17 protein-coding genes and 1 tRNA gene are annotated in these 18660 nt (G+C 71.9%); 14 read left to right on the forward strand and 4 right to left on the reverse strand.

Annotated features, from left to right (window positions below; translation table 11 throughout):
- Positions 1-89: 89 nt before the first annotated feature.
- Positions 90-1331 (reverse strand): sensor histidine kinase, encoded by a 1242-nt coding sequence (locus ACFYOY_RS40430; RefSeq protein WP_388592705.1) that lies wholly within the window; start codon positions 1329-1331, stop codon positions 90-92.
- Between the two features lie 179 nt (positions 1332-1510).
- On the opposite strand from ACFYOY_RS40430, the gene ACFYOY_RS40435 reads away from it, so the two are divergent.
- The 12 genes from ACFYOY_RS40435 (at position 1511) to ACFYOY_RS40490 (ending at position 13351) form a co-directional block, all read left to right on the forward strand.
- Positions 1511-1933: an NADH-quinone oxidoreductase subunit A gene (locus tag ACFYOY_RS40435; protein ID WP_351896121.1), complete on the forward strand. Its 423-nt coding sequence runs from the start codon at positions 1511-1513 to the stop codon at positions 1931-1933.
- A complete protein-coding gene (locus tag ACFYOY_RS40440) occupies positions 1924-2592 on the forward strand; it encodes an NADH-quinone oxidoreductase subunit B (RefSeq protein WP_388592707.1) in 669 nt (222 codons plus the stop codon). The genes ACFYOY_RS40435 and ACFYOY_RS40440 overlap by 10 nt, the downstream gene beginning before the upstream one ends.
- Positions 2589-4067 (forward strand): NADH-quinone oxidoreductase subunit C, encoded by a 1479-nt coding sequence (locus ACFYOY_RS40445; RefSeq protein WP_388592710.1) that lies wholly within the window; start codon positions 2589-2591, stop codon positions 4065-4067. The genes ACFYOY_RS40440 and ACFYOY_RS40445 overlap by 4 nt, the downstream gene beginning before the upstream one ends.
- Positions 4064-5029 carry an NADH-quinone oxidoreductase subunit H gene (locus ACFYOY_RS40450; RefSeq protein WP_388592713.1) on the forward strand — a complete coding sequence of 322 codons (966 nt, stop codon included), beginning with the start codon at positions 4064-4066 and terminating at the stop codon, positions 5027-5029. The genes ACFYOY_RS40445 and ACFYOY_RS40450 overlap by 4 nt, the downstream gene beginning before the upstream one ends.
- A complete protein-coding gene (locus ACFYOY_RS40455; RefSeq protein ID WP_351896139.1) occupies positions 5029-5685 on the forward strand; it encodes an NADH-quinone oxidoreductase subunit I in 657 nt (218 codons plus the stop codon). Before ACFYOY_RS40450 ends, ACFYOY_RS40455 begins: the two co-directional genes overlap by 1 nt.
- Positions 5682-6320: an NADH-quinone oxidoreductase subunit J gene (locus ACFYOY_RS40460; protein WP_351896145.1), complete on the forward strand. Its 639-nt coding sequence runs from the start codon at positions 5682-5684 to the stop codon at positions 6318-6320. The genes ACFYOY_RS40455 and ACFYOY_RS40460 overlap by 4 nt, the downstream gene beginning before the upstream one ends.
- Complete coding sequence (gene nuoK, locus ACFYOY_RS40465; protein ID WP_351896151.1) at positions 6320-6721, forward strand: NADH-quinone oxidoreductase subunit NuoK; 402 nt, start codon at positions 6320-6322, stop codon at positions 6719-6721. The genes ACFYOY_RS40460 and nuoK overlap by 1 nt, the downstream gene beginning before the upstream one ends.
- On the forward strand, positions 6718-8736 hold the full coding sequence (locus ACFYOY_RS40470; RefSeq protein WP_351896157.1) for an NADH-quinone oxidoreductase subunit L: 2019 nt from the start codon (positions 6718-6720) through the stop codon (positions 8734-8736). The genes nuoK and ACFYOY_RS40470 overlap by 4 nt, the downstream gene beginning before the upstream one ends.
- Positions 8737-8739: 3 nt before the next feature.
- Positions 8740-10329 (forward strand): NuoM family protein, encoded by a 1590-nt coding sequence (locus ACFYOY_RS40475; protein WP_388592717.1) that lies wholly within the window; start codon positions 8740-8742, stop codon positions 10327-10329.
- The gene (locus ACFYOY_RS40480; RefSeq protein WP_351896171.1) at positions 10326-11885 is read left to right on the forward strand and encodes an NADH-quinone oxidoreductase subunit N; all 1560 of its coding nucleotides are present in this window, start codon (positions 10326-10328) and stop codon (positions 11883-11885) included. Before ACFYOY_RS40475 ends, ACFYOY_RS40480 begins: the two co-directional genes overlap by 4 nt.
- A 213-nt stretch (positions 11886-12098) precedes the next feature.
- Positions 12099-12962 carry a zinc metalloprotease HtpX gene (htpX, locus tag ACFYOY_RS40485; protein ID WP_351896174.1) on the forward strand — a complete coding sequence of 288 codons (864 nt, stop codon included), beginning with the start codon at positions 12099-12101 and terminating at the stop codon, positions 12960-12962.
- Positions 12959-13351 carry a YccF domain-containing protein gene (locus ACFYOY_RS40490; protein WP_351896179.1) on the forward strand — a complete coding sequence of 131 codons (393 nt, stop codon included), beginning with the start codon at positions 12959-12961 and terminating at the stop codon, positions 13349-13351. The genes htpX and ACFYOY_RS40490 overlap by 4 nt, the downstream gene beginning before the upstream one ends.
- Positions 13352-13423: 72 nt before the next feature.
- On the opposite strand, the gene ACFYOY_RS40495 is transcribed toward ACFYOY_RS40490, so the two are convergent.
- Positions 13424-13912 carry a YajQ family cyclic di-GMP-binding protein gene (locus ACFYOY_RS40495; protein WP_078642890.1) on the reverse strand — a complete coding sequence of 163 codons (489 nt, stop codon included), beginning with the start codon at positions 13910-13912 and terminating at the stop codon, positions 13424-13426.
- A gap of 189 nt (positions 13913-14101) precedes the next feature.
- On the opposite strand from ACFYOY_RS40495, the gene ACFYOY_RS40500 reads away from it, so the two are divergent.
- Positions 14102-14183 (forward strand) — tRNA-Tyr (locus tag ACFYOY_RS40500).
- 90 nt (positions 14184-14273) lie between these two features.
- Here the strand turns inward: ACFYOY_RS40500 and ACFYOY_RS40505 are convergent.
- Positions 14274-15788 carry a glycoside hydrolase family 30 beta sandwich domain-containing protein gene (locus tag ACFYOY_RS40505; RefSeq protein ID WP_388592722.1) on the reverse strand — a complete coding sequence of 505 codons (1515 nt, stop codon included), beginning with the start codon at positions 15786-15788 and terminating at the stop codon, positions 14274-14276.
- A 630-nt stretch (positions 15789-16418) separates the two neighbouring features.
- Positions 16419-17639, reverse strand: a complete 1221-nt coding sequence (locus tag ACFYOY_RS40510) for an amidohydrolase family protein (RefSeq protein ID WP_351896281.1) — start codon at positions 17637-17639, stop codon at positions 16419-16421.
- Between the two features lie 143 nt (positions 17640-17782).
- Between ACFYOY_RS40510 and ACFYOY_RS40515 the strand changes: the two genes are divergently transcribed.
- Entirely contained in the window at positions 17783-18652 is an 870-nt protein-coding gene (locus ACFYOY_RS40515) for a DUF1206 domain-containing protein (protein WP_351896286.1), read from the forward strand.
- Positions 18653-18660: the final 8 nt, after the last annotated feature.

An 18660-nucleotide genomic window follows, 5' to 3' on the forward strand; every position in this document is an offset into this window, starting at 1 on the left:
TCGGGCGGATCGGCCTCTTCACCGGGGGGTTAGCCCTACCTTCCGGGGGCGCGCAGGCGCCTTGCCGGGAGGCTGGCTCTGCCCTCCCATCAGGCGCCTTGCCGGGAATGCCGCACCGCCGTGCCCGCCGCCGACCCGGTCCGGTGGCGCCAGGGCAGCTCGGCGGTCACGGAGGTCGGCCCACCGGGCGGCGAATCCACCGCGAACAGTCCGTCGACCGAGCCCAGCCGCTCCGTCAGGCCTGCGAGCCCCGTACCCCCGTCGGTGGTCGCCCCGCCGTGTCCGTCGTCCCGTACCTGGATCAGCAGCCGGTCCTCGGTGCGCCACAGATCGACCTCGGCGGTGCGGGCGCCGCTGTGCTTGCTGATGTTCTGGAGCAGTTCGGAGACGGTGAAGTAGGCGATTCCCTCGATCGCGGGCGCCGGGCGTTCGGGCAGCTCGACGGTGACCGTGACGGGGACGGTGCAGCGGGCCGAGAGGGCGGAGAGGGCGGGGCCGAGGCCGCGGTCGGTGAGGATGGCGGGGTGGATGCCGCGGGCGAGGTCGCGCAGCTCCTGGAGGGCGAGCTTCACCTCGCCGTGGGCCTCGTCGACCATCTTGGCGGCGGCTTCCGGGTCCTCGTCCAGCTTCTCCTTCGCCAGACCGAGCCCCATGGCGAGGGCGACCAGGCGGGCCTGGGCGCCGTCGTGGAGGTCGCGCTCGATCCGGCGCAGATCCGCGGCGGCGGTGTCGACCACCGTGCCCCGGTCCGACTCCAGCTCGGCGATCCGCCGCTCCAGCTCATCGGAGGGGAACAGCAGCCCGCGCACCATCGCCCGATCCGCATGCGTCAGCCCCCGGGCGATCCACGGCAGCACCGGCCAGGCGACGAACAGCGAGGTCAGGGTGAGAGCGAAGGTGATCACCGACCACGGCAGCCGGATCAGGGCGTACAGCGTGGCACGCCAGCCGACCGGATCCCGCAGACTCGTCCACAGTCGGCTGAGGACGCCGCTGCCCGGCCGGTACGGCAGGGGGCTGGGCTCATCGATGCGCACCGAGAGCAGGGACCTGGCGCGGTTCCGCTCGAACCGGCCGAGGAGCCGGCTGAAGCGCAGCCCCAGGGCCAGCAGTGGCAGCCCCACCACCGTGACGGACAGCCCCAGGCCCACGGCCAGCCAGACCAGGGTGAGGATGAAGCAGACGATGCCCACCGGCAGATTTGCCAGGAGATAGGCGATCTCCTGCCAGGTCTGCGCGGGAAAGGCGAACGCGGGCGGCCGCGGCAGCCGCTCGTCGCCGCGGCCACGGCCACCGCCGTCGGGGCCGTGGACGGGGGAACTGGAGGTCATGGCAGCAAGACTGCCCGGCCCGGCGGGGGTCCGCCATGGTGCTAGCCCCACCGCATGGCGGACGGGCCGCTCGGCCGGGCGGCGGCAGGGCCTAGACTTCCCGTCCGTACGGATCGTCGAACACGCGAGGTCGACGAGGAGCAGGCAGGGACCACGAGACCAGGGAGCGAGGGGCGGACGTGCCGGAGGCGACGACCGTACACACCACGAGCGTCACCAGCGTCCAGCTCGCGGACGGCTACTTCCACGGCTATACGGTGGTCGGACTGCTGGCGGCGATCGGCGTGATCTTCGTCGCCGTGGCCTTCGGGGCCGGGCGGCTGCTGCGGCCGGTCGTGCCGACGCCCGAGAAGCTGCTGACCTACGAGTGCGGAGTGGACCCCGTGGGCGAGGGCTGGGCCCACACCCAGGTCCGTTACTACGTCTACGCTTTTCTGTATGTGATTTTCGCGGTGGACTCGATCTTCTTGTTCCCGTGGGCGACGGTCTTCGCGGCACCCGGCTTCGGGGCCGCCACGCTGGTGGAGATGTTCATCTTCCTCGGGTTCCTCGCCGTAGGTCTGCTGTACGCATGGAAGAAGGGCGTCCTGGAGTGGACGTGACACCGAACCCGACGCCGACGCCGGCCGCCGCGCCGGTCCCCGCCTCCGCTCCGGTGGACCTGCCGGAGCCGCGCCGTCTCGGCACGCTGGCCCGGCTGGCTCCCGAGCCGATGAAGGTCGTCCTGAACTGGGGCCGCCGCTACAGCCTGTGGGTCTTCAACTTCGGGCTCGCCTGCTGCGCGATCGAATTCATCGCCGCGTCGATGGCCCGCCACGACTTCATCCGGCTCGGCGTGATCCCCTTCGCGCCGGGGCCGCGCCAGGCCGACCTGATGGTCGTCTCCGGCACGGTCACGGACAAGATGGCGCCCGCGGTCAAGCGGCTGTACGAGCAGATGCCGGAGCCGAAGTACGTGATCTCCTTCGGGGCCTGCTCGAACTGCGGCGGCCCCTACTGGGACTCGTACGCCGTGACGAAGGGCGTCGACCAGATCATCCCCGTCGACGTCTACGTCCCGGGCTGCCCGCCCCGGCCCGAGGCGCTGCTGCAAGGCATCCTCAAGCTCCAGGAGAAGATCGCGCGCGAGTCGCTGAGCGAGCGCTATGCCGATGCCGGGCAGGGGCGCGGGAGCGCCACGTCCACGGCCTCGGGCCGCCCGTCCGCGGCCGCGCTGCGCAGCGGGCTGGTCACGCCTCCGGGGCGGGAAGACACGACATGACCGAGCCGAACGAGCCGAACGAGACGGCGGAGCGGACCGGGGCGACGGAGCCGAACGGGGCGACGGAGCCAGCCGGGGCGGCGGAAGCCGCGGAGGTGGAGCCCGCTGCGGTGGCCGTGCCGCCTGTGGGCTGGCTGCCGCGTTCCGCCACCGAGCTGTTTGGCGAGGGCGCCACGGCGGAGGAGGCGTACGACCTACTCACCGTCGACGTCCCCGCCGACTCCTGGATCGTGTCGCTGGAGACGGCCCGCGACACCCTCGGCTGCACCTACTTCGACTGGCTGAGCGCGGTCGACGAGCCGGGCACCGGCTTCCGGGTGGCCGCGTACGTCGTCGCTCTCGGCGGGGGCGGGGGCGGGGGCGCGGCGGTGCGCGCGGTGCGCGGTCTGCTGGTGCGCACCACCGTGCCGCACGACGCGGCCGCACTGCCGACCGCGACCGGCGTCTACGCCGGGGCGGCCTGGCATGAGCGCGAGACCCACGAGATGTTCGGCATCGGCTTCACCGGCCACCCCGGTCTCGCGCCGCTGCTGCTCCCCGACGGCTTCGAGGGGCATCCGCTGCGCAAGGACTTCGTGCTGGCGGCCCGGGTCGCCAAGGCGTGGCCGGGTGCGAAGGAGCCGGGGGAGTCGGGCACCGGCCATGGCCCCAAGCGTCGGCAGATGCTGCCGCCGGGCGTCCCCGACCCCAACGAGTGGGGCCCTCTCAAGGGCCAGCTGCCCGCTGCCCCGGCCCGCCCGGCCCGCGGCGGCGCCCGCGCGGCGGGCGCCGCCGCGGGCGAGCGCCCCGCCCGCCGCACCCGCACCGCAACGGCCGGCTCCGCGAGCCAGCGCCCGGCCGGTGCGGAGCCGACGGCGGACGCTCCGACTCCGGCGGCCGAACGTCCGGCGCGGCGCTCGCGCAGCGTGAGCGAGGGCTCGGCAAGCCAGCGCCCGGGCGGTGCGGAGCCGACAGCGGACGCTCAGACCCCAGCGGCCGAACGCCCCGCAGACGCCGAGGCGGCGCGGGAGACTCCCGCCCCTGCGGCCGAACGTCCGACGCGGCGCTCCCGTAGTGCTGGCGAGGGGTCCGCGAGCCAGCGTTCGGCGGGTGCGGAGCCGACGGCGGAAGCCTCGGCCCCGGCCGCGGACGCCAGTCGGCGGGCCGCAGCCGATGAGCCCTCGGCCGCCGCCGAGCCACCGACGCCCGAAGCCCCCGCGGCCGATGACGCCGCCGGGGCCGAGTCGCCCGCAGCCGCGTCCCCGGCGCACCCGCGTCGCCCGGCGCCGCGGACCCGCTCGTCCGACGCCCCCTGGCATCATGCGCGCCCCGCGCGGGACGAGGACGCCGAGTCCGCGCGCGAGCCGGAGGCATCGAAAGCACCGGAGGCCGAGGCGGACGGAGACGGACGCGGCGGTGAGAAACCCGACCCCGCCTCCGACACGCCCGACACCCCCGACACCAACTCCGACGACCAGCCAGGAGGCACCGCGTGAACGACGTCCTCGACGTCGCGCTGCGACTGCTCGCCCTCCTGCTCGCCTTTCTCGTACTGCCCCTGCTCGTGGGGCAGACGGAGCACAAGGTCATGGCCCATATGCAGGGTCGCCTCGGGCCGATGTACGCGGGCGGGTTCCACGGGTGGGCCCAGCTGGTCGCGGACGGGGTGAAGTTCGCGCAGAAGGAAGACGTCATACCCACCGGCGCCGACCGGCGGATCTTCCAGCTCGCACCCGCCGTCGCCCTGCTGCCGTACCTCCTCGTCCTCGTCGCGATCCCGGTCGGCCCCGCCGAGGGCGCTGTCGGCCAGGTCCTGGACGCGGGCATCTTCTTCGTGCTCGCCGTGATGGGCGTCGGGGTGCTGGGTTCGCTGATGGCGGGCTGGGCCTCGGCGAACAAGTTCTCCCTTCTCGGGGGCCTGCGCACGGCCGCCCAGCTCATGGCGTACGAGCTGCCGATGCTGCTCACCGCCGCCTCCGTGGCGATGGCGGCGGGCACGGTCTCGCTGCCCGGCATCCTCGAGGCGTTCGAGTGGTGGTGGGTGCCGTGGCAGATCGTCGGCGGGGTGGTGTTCTTCACCGCCGGTCTCGCCGAGCTGCAGCGCCCGCCGTTCGACGCGCCGATCGCCGACTCCGAGATCATCTTCGGTGCGTACACCGAGTACACCGGGCTGCGGTTCGCGCTCTTCCTGCTCGCCGAGTACGCGGGCATCGTCATCCTGTGCGGGCTGACCACCGTCCTCTTCCTCGGTGGCTGGCACGGTCCGTTCTCCGACGGCCTCGGCTGGCTGTGGACGCTGGTGAAGACGGCCGTCCTCGCCTTCGTCGTGATCTGGCTGCGGGTCAGCTATCCGCGGCTGCGCGAGGACCAGCTGCAGCGGTTCGCCTGGACCTGCCTCATTCCGCTCTCCCTGGCCCAGATCGCCCTCACCGGCGTCGTCAAGGTGGTGATCTCCTGATGGGCATCCCCGGATCCGGCCTGGCCAAGGGCCTGGCCGTCACCCTCCGCACGATGACCCGGAAGTCGCACACCGCGCAGTATCCGGACGCGCAGCCCGAGCTGCCGCCCCGCACCCGCGGCGTGATCGGGCTGTTCGAGGAGAACTGCACGGTCTGCATGCTGTGCGCCCGCGAATGCCCGGACTGGTGCATCTATATCGACTCGCACAAGGAGACCGTCCCCCCGGCCGCCCCGGGCGGGCGCGAGCGAAGCCGCAATGTGCTGGACCGGTTCGCGATCGACTTCGCCCTGTGCATGTACTGCGGTATCTGCATCGAGGTGTGTCCTTTCGACGCGCTCTTCTGGTCGCCGGAGTTCGAGTACGCGGAGGAGGACATCCGCGATCTCACCCATGAGCGGGACAAGCTCCGCGAGTGGATGTGGACGGTGCCCGCGCCGCCCGCGCTCGACCCGCGCGCGGAGGAGCCCAAGGAGATCGGCGCCGCCCGTAAGGCCGCTGACAAGCTCGCCGCCGCGGAGGCCGCGGCCGCCGCCGAGGCCGCGCAGGCCGAGGCGGAGCGCGCCTCCGACGCGAGCGACGGGCCCGACGCGAGCGGCGGCGCCAAGGGCACCGGCGGCGCCAAGGGCACCGACGGAAACGGAGCCGCCACGTGAGTCCCGCGGTCCACCTGGCCGCCACCGGCCACGGGTTCCTGTCGCCGACCGGTGTCGAGATCGCCTTCCTGCTGGTGGGCATCGCGACCCTCGGCGCGGCCGTCCTCACCGTCACCACCAAGCAACTGGTGCACGCCGCCCTCTGGCTGGTGGTGGCGCTCGGCGGCATCGCCGTGGAGTACCTCCTGCTCACGGCGGAGTTCATCGCCTGGGTGCAGGTGCTGATCTACGTCGGCTCCGTCGTCGTCCTCCTCCTCTTCGGGCTGATGCTCACCAAGGCGCCCATCGGCCCCTCCCCGGACGCCGATTCGGGCAACCGCCCGGCCGCGCTCGCGGTGGCCGTGGCCGCCGCGGGCGTCCTGGTGTGGGTGGTCGTGGACGCCTTCCGGACCACCTGGATCGAGCTCGACAAGGGCGTCCAGGGCTCCACCGCCGTCTCCGGTGAGAGCCTCTTCCGCCACTGGGTGCTGCCGTTCGAGGCGCTGTCCGTGCTCCTCCTCGCCGCGCTCGTCGGCGCGATCGTCCTGTCCCGCAAGAGCGGCCACGACAGCGGCCCAGGCGCCGACCACCGCAGCGGCCCAGGCACCGGCCACGACAGTGGCCCACGCGTCGGCCACGGCAAGGAGAAGCGCTGATGCACCTCGCCTACCCCGCCGTGCTCGCCGTCCTCCTCTTCTGCACCGGCCTGTACGGCGTCCTCGCCCGCCGCAACGCGATCCTGGTGCTGATGTCGGTCGAGCTGATGCTCAACGCCGTCAACCTCAACCTCGTCGCCTTCGACGTCTGGCTCCGCGACACCCTGCACGCGGGCCAGGCCCTGACCCTCTTCACCATCGCCATCGCCGCCGCCGAGATCGGCATCGGCCTCGCCATCGTCCTCCTCGTCCACCGCAACCGCGGCACCGCCGACGTCGACAAGCTCCGGGACCTGGCCGACCCCCCGTCGGACGGCCAGGACCCGATGGACGACAGCATGGCAGCCCCCCCTGACAACGACGCCGACCAGGCACGACGCGCCCGGAGGCAGACCGCGTGACGACCACGACCGCCGCCGTTCTCGTCCCCCTCCTGCCCTTCCTCGGCGCCGCCGCCGGGCTCCTGCTGGGCCGCCGCGCCCCCGGTTTCGTCCGCCCCCTCGCGGTGCTGCCGACCCTCGCCGCGGCCGGGCTCGCCGTGCTCGTCGCCGTACGGCAGGGCGGGGGAGCGGGCGGCGGCACGGCCCCGCTCACCGCCGCGACCCGGCTCGCCGACACCGGCTCGGTCCCCATCGACCTCGCCCTGCAGGTCGACGGCTTCGCCGCCCTGGTCGCGGTCCTCGTCGCCGTTGTCGCCTGCTGCGTGCAGATCTACTCGACCGGCTATCTGCGGGACGACCCCCGCTACCCCTCCTACGCCGCGCTCGTCTCCCTCTTCACCGCCGCGATGCTCCTGGTCGTCTACTCCGACGACCTGATCGTGCTGCTCGTCGGCTGGGAGATCATGGGCATCTGCTCGTACTTCCTGGTGGGCCACTACTGGGAAACTGCGGCCGCGCGCTCGGCGTCCCTGAAGGCGTTCCTGGTCACCAAGCTCGGCGACGTCCCGTTCCTGATCGGCATCTTCGCGCTCGCGGGCGACACCGGCACGTTCCGCATCAGCGAGATCCACACCCGGCTGACCTCCGAGACCGCCGGGGTGCCGCTGGACCACCCCACCCTGATCGCGCTGCTGCTGCTGGCCGGGGTCGCGGGCAAGTCCGCGCAGTTCCCGCTGCACACCTGGCTACCGGACGCGATGGCCGGCCCCACCCCGGTCTCCGCGCTGATCCACGCGGCAACCATGGTCGCCGCCGGTGTCTTTGTCGTCGCCCGGCTGCTGCCCGTCTTCGCCTCCTCCGCCGCCGCGCTCGCCGTACTGGCCGCCATGGCGGCCGTGACGATGGTCGGCTCGGCGCTGGCCGCGCTCGCCCAGGACGACATCAAACGGGTCCTCGCCTACTCGACCGTCGGCCAACTCGGCTATATGACGGGCGCCCTGGCCGTCGACGACCGCGGCGCCGCCGTCTTCCACCTCATCACCCACGGCGCGTTCAAGGCGCTGCTCTTCCTCGGCGCGGGTGTGGTGATCCACGCCGCCGGCAGCAACTCCCTCGCCGCCATGTCCCGGATGAGCGGCCTCGCCCAGCGCATTCCCGACGCCTTCTGGACGATGACGGTCGCGCTGCTCGCGCTCGCCGCCATCCCGCCCTTCGCGGGCTTCTTCTCCAAGGAGGCCGTCCTCGGCTCTGCCGAGCACGCCGCGACCGGCCACACCTCCGGTGTCCCGGCGGGCGTCGGCTGGACCGTCCTCCTCGCCGGCCTCCTTACCGCGCTCCTCACCGCCGGATACGCGGCCCGGCTGTGGCTGCTCGCCTTCCGCGGCCGGGGCGAGCCCGTCCCCGACCACGGCAAGCAGCCGGTGGCCATGAACGCCGTCCTGTGGGTGCTGTTCGTCCCCACGGCCGCCCTCGGCCTCGCCTACGGCACGCTGCCCGACTGGTTCGACGGCGAGACGCTCACCCCGACCCTCACCACCTCCGTCCTCGGCACCGGGCTGGCCCTGGTCGGCGCCCTCGTCATGTACGGCGCCTGGCGGCACAGCTCGGCCCGGGCCGCCCGCGTCCCGCTCGGCGCGGTGGCCGCCCACCCCGAAGCCGCCGACGCCGTCTCCGAGGCCGAGGCCATCGCCACCCATGAGGCGGCCTACGGCTCCATCGCGGGCGCCAGCGACCCCGCCGACCCCGGGCGGCTGCTCCTGGGCCCGCTGCACCGCCACGCGGCCGTCGGCTTCCACCTCGACGCCGTCTACAGCGCCCTGTTCGTCCGGCCCGTGGCCGCCGCCGCCCGGCTCGTCCGCTTCCTCGACCGCGAGGTCGTCGAGACGTACGTACGCGGCGCGGGCGGCGCCCCCCGCCTGCTCGGCGCGGCCGTCCGCCGCGCCCAGACCGGCAATGTGCAGACCTACCTCGGCGCGCTGCTCGCGGGCTCCCTCGTCCTGGCCGTGGCCGCCGTCCTCGTCGCAGCGGGAGCCTGACCCGTGAACCACACCGTCCAGCAACTCCTCCTCGCCGCCCTGGTCGTGCTCCCCCTGCTCGGCAGCGCCGCCGCCCTGCTCCCGGCCCCGCCCGGGCTGCGCGGCCGCGGACCCGACCAGGCCGTACTGCGCCACGGCGTGACCGTCACCGGAGTGGTGCTCGCCGCCGCCATCGCCCTGGCCGCCGGTTTCGACCACGACCACCCGGCCAGGATGCAGGCCCAGACGGACATCGGCTGGATCCCGGCGCTGGACATCCGCATCCACCTCGGCGTCGACGGCGTCTCGCTGCCGCTGCTCGTGCTGACCGCGCTGCTGACCTTCCTCAGCGCGCTCTACGCCTACTTCAACCGGCCCTCCGGGCCGTCCCCCAGGGCCTTCGTCGCGCTGCTGCTGCTCCTGGAGTCCGGCACCCTGGCCAGCTTCGCGGTGCTGGACCTGATGCTGTTCTTCCTGGCGTTCGAGATGGTCCTCATCCCGATGTACTTCCTCATCAACCGGTGGGGCAGCGGCGAACGGGAGCGTGCCGCCTGGCGGTTCATCCTCTACACCCTGCTCGGCTCCGTCGTCATGCTGCTCGGCCTCCTCCTCGTCGGGCTGGGGGGCGGCACCTTCGACATGGTGGCACTCGCCACCGACAAAGGCTCCGAGCTCAGCCACACCACCCAGCTGATCGCGGCCCTCGCCATCATCGTCGGACTCGCCGTCAAGGCCCCCATGTGGCCGCTGCACAGCTGGCTGCCCGACGCCCACACCGCCGCCCCCACCGTGGGCTCGGTGCTGCTGGCGGGCGTGCTGCTCAAGATGGGCACGTACGGGCTGGTCCGCATCGTGCTGCCGATGACCCCCGGGGCGGCCCACACCTACGCGCCCTACCTCGCCGCGTTCGCCGTGGTCGGCATCATCTACGGATCCCTCGCCTGCCTCGCCCTGGCCCGCACCGGCGCCAAGGGCGACCTCAAGCGCCTCATCGCCTACTCCTCCGTCGGCCATATGGGCTTCGTCCTGCTGGGCATCGCGACCCTCACCCCCACCGGCGTGAACGGCGCGCTCTTCGCCAACATCGCCCACGGCCTGATCACCGGGCTGCTCTTCTTCCTCGTCGGCGCCCTCAAGGACCGCTCCGGCACCACCGACCTCGACCAGCTCGCGGGCACCAGCGGCGCCGCCCTGTACGGCAGGGCGCCGCGCCTGGGCGGACTGCTCGCCTTCGGCGCCGTGGCCTCCCTGGGGCTGCCCGGACTCGCCGGGTTCTGGGGCGAGATGCTCGCCATGTTCGGCGCCTTCGACCCCGCCGACGGGCTCAGCCGCTCGGCGTATCTCACCTATATGGCGCTCGCCGGCCTCGGCACCCTGCTCACCGCCGCCTACATGCTCATCGTCGTACGGCGCGTCTGCATGGGCGACCATCCGATCGAGCCCCGCATCGGGACCGAGCCCGAGCGGCCCGCCCTCGCCGACGTCCACGGTCATGAATTCGCCGCCTGGAGCCCCCTGGTGGCCCTCACCGTCCTCGCCGGACTGTGGCCCGCGGCCCTCCTCGGCCTCACCGACCCGGCCGTGCAGCAGCTCCTCGCGGGAGGCAACCGATGACTGCGAACGCCACGAGCCTGGCCACCAGCCTCGTCCAGTCCGTCGACTGGCTCGCCGTCGCACCGCCCACCATCGCGGCCCTGGCGGGCCTCGCCGTCCTCGTCGCGGACCTCTTCCTGCCCGAGCGCAGGAAGCATCTGCTGGGCTGGGGAGCGATAGCGGGACTGGCCCTGGCCGCGCTCGCCCTGCTGCCGCTGCTGGACGGCGACCGCTCCACCTTCTGCCTGACCACCGGCGCCCACGCCTGCAGCTACACGGCCGACACCTTCGCCCTCGTCATCCAGTTCCTCGTGCTCGGCGGGGCGCTGCTCACCGGGCTGCTGTCCTTCAGCGCCCTCGACGACCTCAAACTTCCCGCGGGCGAATTCTGGTTCCTGCTGCTGTCCTCGGCCGCCGGGGCCGCCCTGCTGCCCGCCTCCCGCGATCTGGCGACCCTGGTCATCGCCCTCGAAGTGGCCTCGCTCCCGGCCTTCGCCCTGGTGGGCCTGCGCCGCGGCGACCGCCTGTCCTCCGAGGCCGCGCTGAAGTTCTTCCTCTCCTCGGTCACCGCGACCGCCGTGATGCTGCTCGGCGTCAGCTTCGTCTACGCCGCCACCGGCAGCCTCCATCTGTCCCGGATCGCGGCTGCCCTCACCCATGTCGACCCGCGGCTCGACACGCTCGCCCAGGCGGGGGTCGTGCTCACCTTGGTGGGCTTCGCGTTCAAGACCGCCGCCGTGCCCTTCCACTTCTGGGTGCCCGACACCTACGTCGGCGCCCCCGTGCCCGTCGCGGCGTATCTGTCCGTCGTCGGTAAGGCGGTCGGCTTCTCCGGCCTCATCCTGGTGACCGTCCTCGCCTTCCCCTCCTACGCCGATGTGTGGGGCCCGGCCGTCGCCGTCCTGGCCGCCCTCACCATGACCGCGGGGAACGCCGCGGCGCTGCGCCAGCGCCCGGAGCGCGCCTTCAGCGCCGTACGCCTGCTCGCCTGGTCCTCCGTCGCCCAGGCGGGCTATCTGCTGGTCCCGATCGCCGCGGCCGGCTACGCCGACTCCGACGAGGACGCCTCCCGCGCCATCGGCTCCACCGTCGCGTACGCCCTGATGTACGCGGCCGTGAACCTCGGCGCCTTCGCCGTGGCCGCCCTGGTGGCCCGTACGAGCCCGGCCAACCGCCTCACCGACTACCGCGGGCTGTACGCGGCCCGCCCGGGCGCCGCCCTGGCCCTGGGCTTCTTCCTGCTGTGCCTGGCCGGGCTGCCCCCGGGCGTCATCGGGCTCTTCGCCAAGGTGACCGTCTTCTCGGCGGCCGTGGACGCGGGGCTGGGCTGGCTCGCGGTGGTGATGGCGCTCAACGTGGTCGTGGCGCTCTACTACTACCTCCAGTGGACGGCGGTGCTCTTCCGCGCCCCCGAGCCCGCCGCCGGGGCGGAGCCCGCACCCGCCGCCGGGGCGGCCGTCGTCCGCCCGCGCGCCGTACCCCTTACGGCCGCCATCGGCCTCACCGCGGTCGTCGGCATCGCCCTCTCCGGCGCCCCGCAGCTCGTTCTGCGGTTCGCCTCGGAGAGCCTGCTGTAACCGCTCCCGCGACGCTGCAACCGCCGCCGCGTCCGCCGCGCGGCCGCGTTTGCCTCACGGCCGCCATCGGCCTCAACACCGGCCGCGCGCCCGCACCCGTGTGCACAAGGGAACTGGTGCCCTTCGCCTGGCGTTGACTTTTTCAGGAGGGTCCACTGGAAGGTGGAGACACCAGGCAAAGCGTTCCCCTGCGGCACAACGGGAGGGCACACAGTGCACCGCCGGCACAACGGGCTGAAGACCGCCGTACTCCTCGGCGGTCTGTCCGCGATCATCATCCTCATCGGCAGCCTCTTCGGCCGTACCGGGCTGATCATCGCGGTCGTCGTCGCACTCGGGACCAACGCGTATGCCTACTGGAACAGTGACAAGCTGGCCCTGCGCGCGATGCGCGCCCGCCCCGTCAGCGAGTTCGAGGCACCGGGGCTGTACCGGATGGTGCGCGAGCTCTCCACGGCCGCGCGCCAGCCGATGCCCCGGCTCTACCTCTCCCCGACCGAGGCCCCCAACGCCTTCGCGACCGGCCGCAACCCCCGTAACGCGGCGGTCTGCTGCACCGACGGCATTCTGCGGCTGCTGGACGAGCGCGAGCTGCGCGGGGTCCTCGGCCATGAGCTCAGCCATGTCTACAACCGCGACATCCTGATCTCCTCGATCGCGGGCGCGCTCGCCAGCGTCGTCATGTTCCTGGTGAACTTCGCCTGGCTGATCCCCATGGGCCGGTCCGACGACGACGAGGGCCCCGGCTTCGTCGGCATGCTGCTGATCATGCTTCTCGGCCCGCTCGCGGCCTCCATCATCCAGCTCGCCGTGAGCCGCTCCCGCGAATACGAGGCGGACGCCTCCGGCGCCCAGCTCACCGGCGACCCCCTGGCCCTCGCCAGCGCCCTGCGCAAGCTGGAAGCCGGCACGAAGCAGCTTCCGCTGCCGCCCGAGCCCCGCCTGGAGACCGCCAGCCACCTGATGATCGCCAACCCGTTCCGCGCCGGTGAGGGCATGGCCAAGCTCTTCTCGACCCACCCGCCCATGCGGGAGCGCATCGCCCGACTCGAGCAGATGGCAGGACACCAGCCGTGAAAACCCTCCTGAACCTCATCTGGCTGCTCTTCGCCGGCCTCTGGATGGCGATCCTCTACGTCTTCGCCGGGGTGCTCCTCTGCCTGACGATCATCGGCATCCCCCTCGCGCTCGCCTCCTGGCGCATCGCCGGCTTCGCCCTGTGGCCCTTCGGCCGCACCGCCGTCCCCCGCCCGGGCGCCGGAGCCCCCTCCTGCGTCGGCAACGTCCTGTGGCTCATCCTCGCGGGCTGGTGGCTGGCGCTCGGCCACCTCCTCACCGGCGTCGCCCTGTGCATCACGATCATCGGCATCCCCCTGGGCCTGGCCAACTTCAAGCTCATCCCGATCTCCCTGGCCCCCCTCGGCGTCGACATCGTCCCCACCGACCAGCCCTTCGGTTACCGCTGACCTGCCCGCCGACAACGCCAGGGGCGGCACGGCCGCGCCGCACCGCCCCTGCCGCACCGGTCCGAGTGCTGCCTACCGGTAGTTCACGAACTGCACCGCGAAGTCCAGGTCCTTGCCCTTGAGCAGGGCGATCACGGCCTGCAGGTCATCCCGGCTCTTGGAGGTCACCCGCAGCTCTTCGCCCTGCACCTGCGCCTTGACGCCCTTGGGCCCCTCATCGCGGATGATCTTGGCGACCTTCTTCGCGTTGTCCTGCGAGATCCCCTCCTGCAGCGAGGCGAAGATCTTGTACTCCTTGCCCGACGCCTGCGGCTCGCCCGCGTCCAGGGCCTTCAGCGAGATCCCGCGCTTGACCAGCTTGGACTGGAAGACATCGAGGATCGCCTTGACCCGCTCCTCGGAGTTGGCTCGCATCTCGATCCGCTCGCCCGACCACTCGATCGAGGCGCCGACGTTTTTGAAGTCGTAGCGCTGGGAGATCTCGCGGCTCGCCTGGTTCAGAGCGTTGTCGACCTCCTGCCGCTCGACCTTCGAGACGATGTCGAAACTGGAGTCGGCCATCTTGAGTTGGCTCCTCGTACGTAGATCCGTCAGTGGCACGGCCCAGCGGACCGCTCCAGCCAGCCTAGCGATCTCGGCCATGATCCAGAGGCGATCAACCGGGTGGCGAAGCACCCCCGCGCATCAGGTATTGTTTACGTCGTTGCCAGGGAGCAGCACCGCGAGAGCGGGGCACCTGGCCACATCCCAGGCGGTGTGCCCGAGTGGCCAATGGGAGCGGACTGTAAATCCGTCGGCTTAGCCTACCCAGGTTCGAATCCTGGCGCCGCCACACGAGGGAAACGGCCCCTGAACTGCGGAAACGCGGTCAGGGGCCGTTTGCTGTGTCAGGGTGGAGCGGGGGCGCGGCCTCGCGCCGGGCCTAGGACTGGGTGCCGGCCCAGGTGAAGGTGGCGGAGGCCCGGGCGGGGAGCTGGTAGCTGAACGACTGGCTGCCCCAGTTGACCTTCAGGGTCTGCTGGCTGCCGGTGTCGTTGTAGGCGATCAGCGCCTTGGAGCCGTCCGGGTTCTTCCAGGCCACGTTCGGCACCGTGGAGCTGGCGCTGGAGTCGATGCGGCGGGCTCCGGGCTTCACGAACTTCGTGAGGTGGCCCATCGTGTAGTACTCGACGGTGTAGTCGGCCCGGCCGCTCTGGCCGTCGCCGTTGTGCACGGTGACCAGGCCGGTGCAGGTGTCGCAGCCGCCGTTGTGCGGGCCCTTGTTCTGGTCGACGGCGAGGCTCCACTTGATCCAGCTCTTGCCCCAGTTGCGGGTGTAGTCGATCAGGTTGTGCATGTCCTCCTGCTGCTGATTGGCGATCCAGGTGCCGCCGGAGTGCTCGGTGTCGAAGGCGTCCACGTTCGGGTACTGGTTGTGGACGGTCGTCTGCTGGCCGACGTTGCCGCCGTAGCCGTGCCAGGCGATGCCGCCGAAGTTCGGGTGGTTGCGAATGGCGGCGTCGTCCACGACGGGCGCCCCGTAGCCCGCCCACTGGTCCCAGTTCCAGTCGAGGGCGAGCACCTTGGTCTTCAGGCCCGCGTTCGCCAGCTTGGGCAGCAGCTCACTCTTGGTGAAGTAGTTCAGCCCGGAGCCGTTCCACTGCATCGACGGGTAGCCGGGGCAGCAGGTGGGCTCGTTCTGCACGGTCACGTAGTCGATCGGCACACCCCGGCTCTGGTACTCCTGGATGTACTTCACGAAGTAGTTCGCGTACGTGCCGTAGTACTGCGCCTCCAGCCAGCCCTGGTTGAGCTGGTCGTTGTCCTTCATCCAGGCCGGGGCGGTCCATGGCGAGGCCATGACCTTCAGCGCCGGGTTGAGCTCCTTGGCCTGCTTGGTCAGAGGCAGGACGTCGGCCAGGTCGTGGTTGATGGAGAACCTGGCGAGGCCGGGGTCGGTCTGCCCGGCCGGCACATCGTCGAAGGTGTAGCCGAAGCGGGCCAGGTCGGAGCCGCCGAGCGGGTTGCGCAGGAAGCTCACCCCGATGCCGTCCGTGGGCGAGAAGAGCTTGCGCATCACCTCGTCGCGGGTGCTCTGGCTCAGCGCGCCGCTGCTGTTGAACAGCCATGCGGCGGTGTCCGTGAACGACGCCCCGGCGCCCGAGAACTCCTGGTACGTCCTGGACTCGTCGACGGTGACACTGCCACCCCCGCCCGAGCCGAACCGGGTGGGCGCCTGCTGCTCCAGGCCCTTCACGACGGTGCGGCCGTCGGAGCCGGAGGTGGTGGTCAGATAGACATTGACGGTCTCGCCGGCCCTGGCCGAGCCGGTACCGGCAGCACTGGCGTCGGGCGGGGAGGTCAGCCATGGGCCGACGGCCACGGCGACCGCGGCCAGGGCGCTCACCAGGGCGGTGCGCGTCGTGCGGGGGGAACTCACGGATCTGAGGGATCTCATGGAACCGGTGCCTTTCCTGTGCGGGCAGGCTCGGGCCGGTGTGGTCACGGCCGGAGAAAAGGAAGGGGGGAACTCCGGTCACCGGTGTGTTCACGGCTACGGAGCGGCGGAGCAGCGAAGCGGCTGAGCAGCGAAGCACCGGTGTGTTCACGGTGCTCGGTGACTGCGATGATCCGAGGCGCGCCGCAGGACGTCAAGCCTTGCGGCACGGCTTATTTCATGGCGTGGATTAAGTGGTCCCGGCGGACTGCTCATCGCGACCTGGCCCTCCGTTGTCCAGCGCGATGGCGTCCTGGAGCACGGGGTACGGCCCGCCGGCAGCCGGTTTCCCCCTGCCGCCGTACGGGCGGCCGTCCGTCGTGGCGCGCCCTGGGCTCCGTGGGACCGCTCCTAGGGTGGTGATACCCCCGTATCGGGGCAGAGAGGGTGGATCGTGCCCAGGGGCTTACAAGTACACCCAGGCCCGGCGGGGTGCCGAGGTCTTCGGGGAGCCGGGCCCGGTCAAGACCTGCCCGGAATGCCTCGCCGAGGACATCCCGGAGGCGGCGCGCAGGTGCCGTTACTGCGGCTCGTACCAGCCACGCGTGGAGTAGCCGCCGGGCCGATCAGCCGCCTGGCCGCCCGCCCCGCCTACCGCGCCCCGTCGAGGTCCAGCTCCAGCATGCGGATCGCGTTGCCGCGGAGGATCTTGTACGTGGTCTCGGGGGAGAGCCCGGCCACGTGCTCGGCGGCGATGCGGCGGGTGTGCGGCCAGGTGGAGTCGACGTGGGGGTAGTCGGTCTCGAAGGTGGCGTTGTCCACGCCGATCGTGTCCAGCGAGGCGACCCCGTGCTTGTCGCGGAAGAAGCAGCAGTAGATCTGCCGGTAGTAGTACGTGGACGGCGGCTCGGGGATGAGGTCGCGGACGCCGCCCCAGGCGCGGTGCTCCTCCCAGACGTCGTCGGCGCGCTCCAGGGCGTAGGGGATCCAGCCCATCTGGCCCTCGGCGTAGGCCAGCTTGAGCCGCGGGAAGGAGACCAGGACGCCGCTGAAGAGGAAGTCCATCATCGAGGCCATGGCGTTGTTGAAGCTTAAGGCGGCCTGGACGGCCGGCGGGGCGTCGGGGGAGGCGGCGGGCATCTGGGAGGAGGAGCCGATGTGCATGCACACGACCGTCCCGGTGGCCTCGCACTCGGCGAAGAAGGGGTCCCAGTAGCCGCTGTGGATGCTGGGGAGCCCGAGGTAGGTGGGGATCTCGCTGAAGGTCACCGCGCGGACGCCGCGGGCCGCGTTACGGCGGATCTCCTGGACGGCGAGGTCGACGTCCCACAGGGGGATCAGGCAGAGCGGGATGAGGCGGCCGCCGCTGTCGCCGCACCACTCCTCGACCATCCAGTCGTTGTACGCGCGGACGCACGCCAGCCCGACCTCCTTGTCGTTCGCTTCGGCGAAGGTCTGGCCGCAGAAGCGGGGGAAGGTGGGGAAGCACAGCGATGCCTCGACATGGTTGAGGTCCATGTCGGCGAGCCGGTCCTTGGGGTCCCAGCAGCCGCGGCGCATCTGCTCGCGGGTGATGCCGTCGAGGGTCATCTCGTCGCGGGAGAAGCCGACGGCGGCGATGATCCGCTTGTAGGGGAAGAGGTCGCCCTCGTAACTCCACCAGTCGGTCAGCTGGCCGTCCGGGTCGGTGGTGAACTTGTACTTGCCGCCGACGTAGGCGAGTTCGCCGATCCCGGCCGTCAGCGGCTTGGGGCCGCGGTCCCGGTACTTGGCCGGGAGCCAGGTCTCGAAGAGGTGCGCGGGCTCGATCACATGGTCATCGACGCTGATGACCCGAGGCAGCTCGGTCGTGCCGTTCGTCTCGTCGGCCATCTCGCCATCTCCCCGGTCTACTCGTGGTGATCCTGTCGCTCCGTTCGATCTGACGGTTCGTCAGATTCTGGCGGCAGAGTAGGGGGGATCGCTTCAACCAACAAGAGAAAGTCCCGTTTCCGCACCTACGTCCAGGGCACACGATGTGCGACAACCGGGAGGAAACGGTGAACGCATCGTCGGTCGCACGCGGACTGGGTTCGGCAACGCGCACACGTACCCCACGCCAGGCGGGCAACCAGGCCATCGAGGCGGCGGCCCGCTGGGGGCTGGCCACCCGGGGGGTGCTCTATCTGCTCATCGGCGTCCTGGCGCTGCGCATCGCCTTGGGCGACCGCGGGGAGCAGGCCGACCGGGGCGGGGCGCTCCAGGTCCTCGCCCAGCAGCCGTTCGGCGCGGCGCTGGTCTGGGCGGTCGGCATCGGGCTGGTCTGCATGGCGCTGTGGCGGCTGTCCGAGGCGGTCTTCGGGGCCGCGGGGCCGGACGGGGGCGCGGCACGCAAGCGGCTGGCGGGGGCCGCCCGCGCGGTCTTCTACGGCGTCGTCGCGTACTCCGTGCTCTCCTTCGCCACCGGCGAGCAGGGCAGCGGCTCCAGCGACCGGCAGTCCCGGGACGTGACGGCCCGCGCGCTCGACCTGCCGTACGGCCGGTGGCTGGTCGCCGCCGCCGGGACCGCGGTGGCCGCGGCCGGGGTGTGGATCGCCGTACGGGCGCTGCGGCGCGGCTTCCGCAAGTACCTCAAGGTGGGCGCGATGTCCCGGCGGACGCGGCGGGCCGTGGAGACGCTGGGGGTCTGCGGCGGGGTGGCCCGCGGGGCCGTGTTCGCCGTGGCGGGCGGCTTCGCGCTGTCGGCCGCCGTGCGCTACGACCCGGGCAAGGCGAAGGGCATCGACGACACCCTGCGGACCTTCGCCGGGACGGCGGCGGGGCCCTGGCTGCTGATGGCGGTGGCGCTGGGGCTGGCGCTCTTCGGGGTGTTCTCGTTCGCGATGGCCCGGTGGCGCCGGGTCTGAGCGCGATT

This window comes from Streptomyces sp. NPDC007875 (genome assembly GCF_042868035.1).
GTDB lineage: Bacteria > Actinomycetota > Actinomycetes > Streptomycetales > Streptomycetaceae > Streptomyces > Streptomyces antimycoticus.

Bases quoted from the DNA above. Each gene is read 5' to 3' on its own strand.
- ACFYOY_RS40430 (WP_388592705.1), bottom strand. From the start codon at position 1,331: ATGACCTCCAGTTCCCCCGTCCACGGCCCCGACGGCGGTGGCCGTGGC.
- ACFYOY_RS40445 (WP_388592710.1), top strand. From the start codon at position 2,589: ATGACCGAGCCGAACGAGCCGAACGAGACGGCGGAGCGGACCGGGGCG.
- ACFYOY_RS40455 (WP_351896139.1), top strand. From the start codon at position 5,029: ATGGGCATCCCCGGATCCGGCCTGGCCAAGGGCCTGGCCGTCACCCTC.
- nuoK (WP_351896151.1), top strand. From the start codon at position 6,320: ATGCACCTCGCCTACCCCGCCGTGCTCGCCGTCCTCCTCTTCTGCACC.
- ACFYOY_RS40480 (WP_351896171.1), top strand. From the start codon at position 10,326: ATGACTGCGAACGCCACGAGCCTGGCCACCAGCCTCGTCCAGTCCGTC.
- ACFYOY_RS40495 (WP_078642890.1), bottom strand. From the start codon at position 13,912: ATGGCCGACTCCAGTTTCGACATCGTCTCGAAGGTCGAGCGGCAGGAG.
- ACFYOY_RS40505 (WP_388592722.1), bottom strand. From the start codon at position 15,788: ATGAGATCCCTCAGATCCGTGAGTTCCCCCCGCACGACGCGCACCGCC.
- ACFYOY_RS40510 (WP_351896281.1), bottom strand. From the start codon at position 17,639: ATGGCCGACGAGACGAACGGCACGACCGAGCTGCCTCGGGTCATCAGC.
- ACFYOY_RS40515 (WP_351896286.1), top strand. From the start codon at position 17,783: ATGTGCGACAACCGGGAGGAAACGGTGAACGCATCGTCGGTCGCACGC.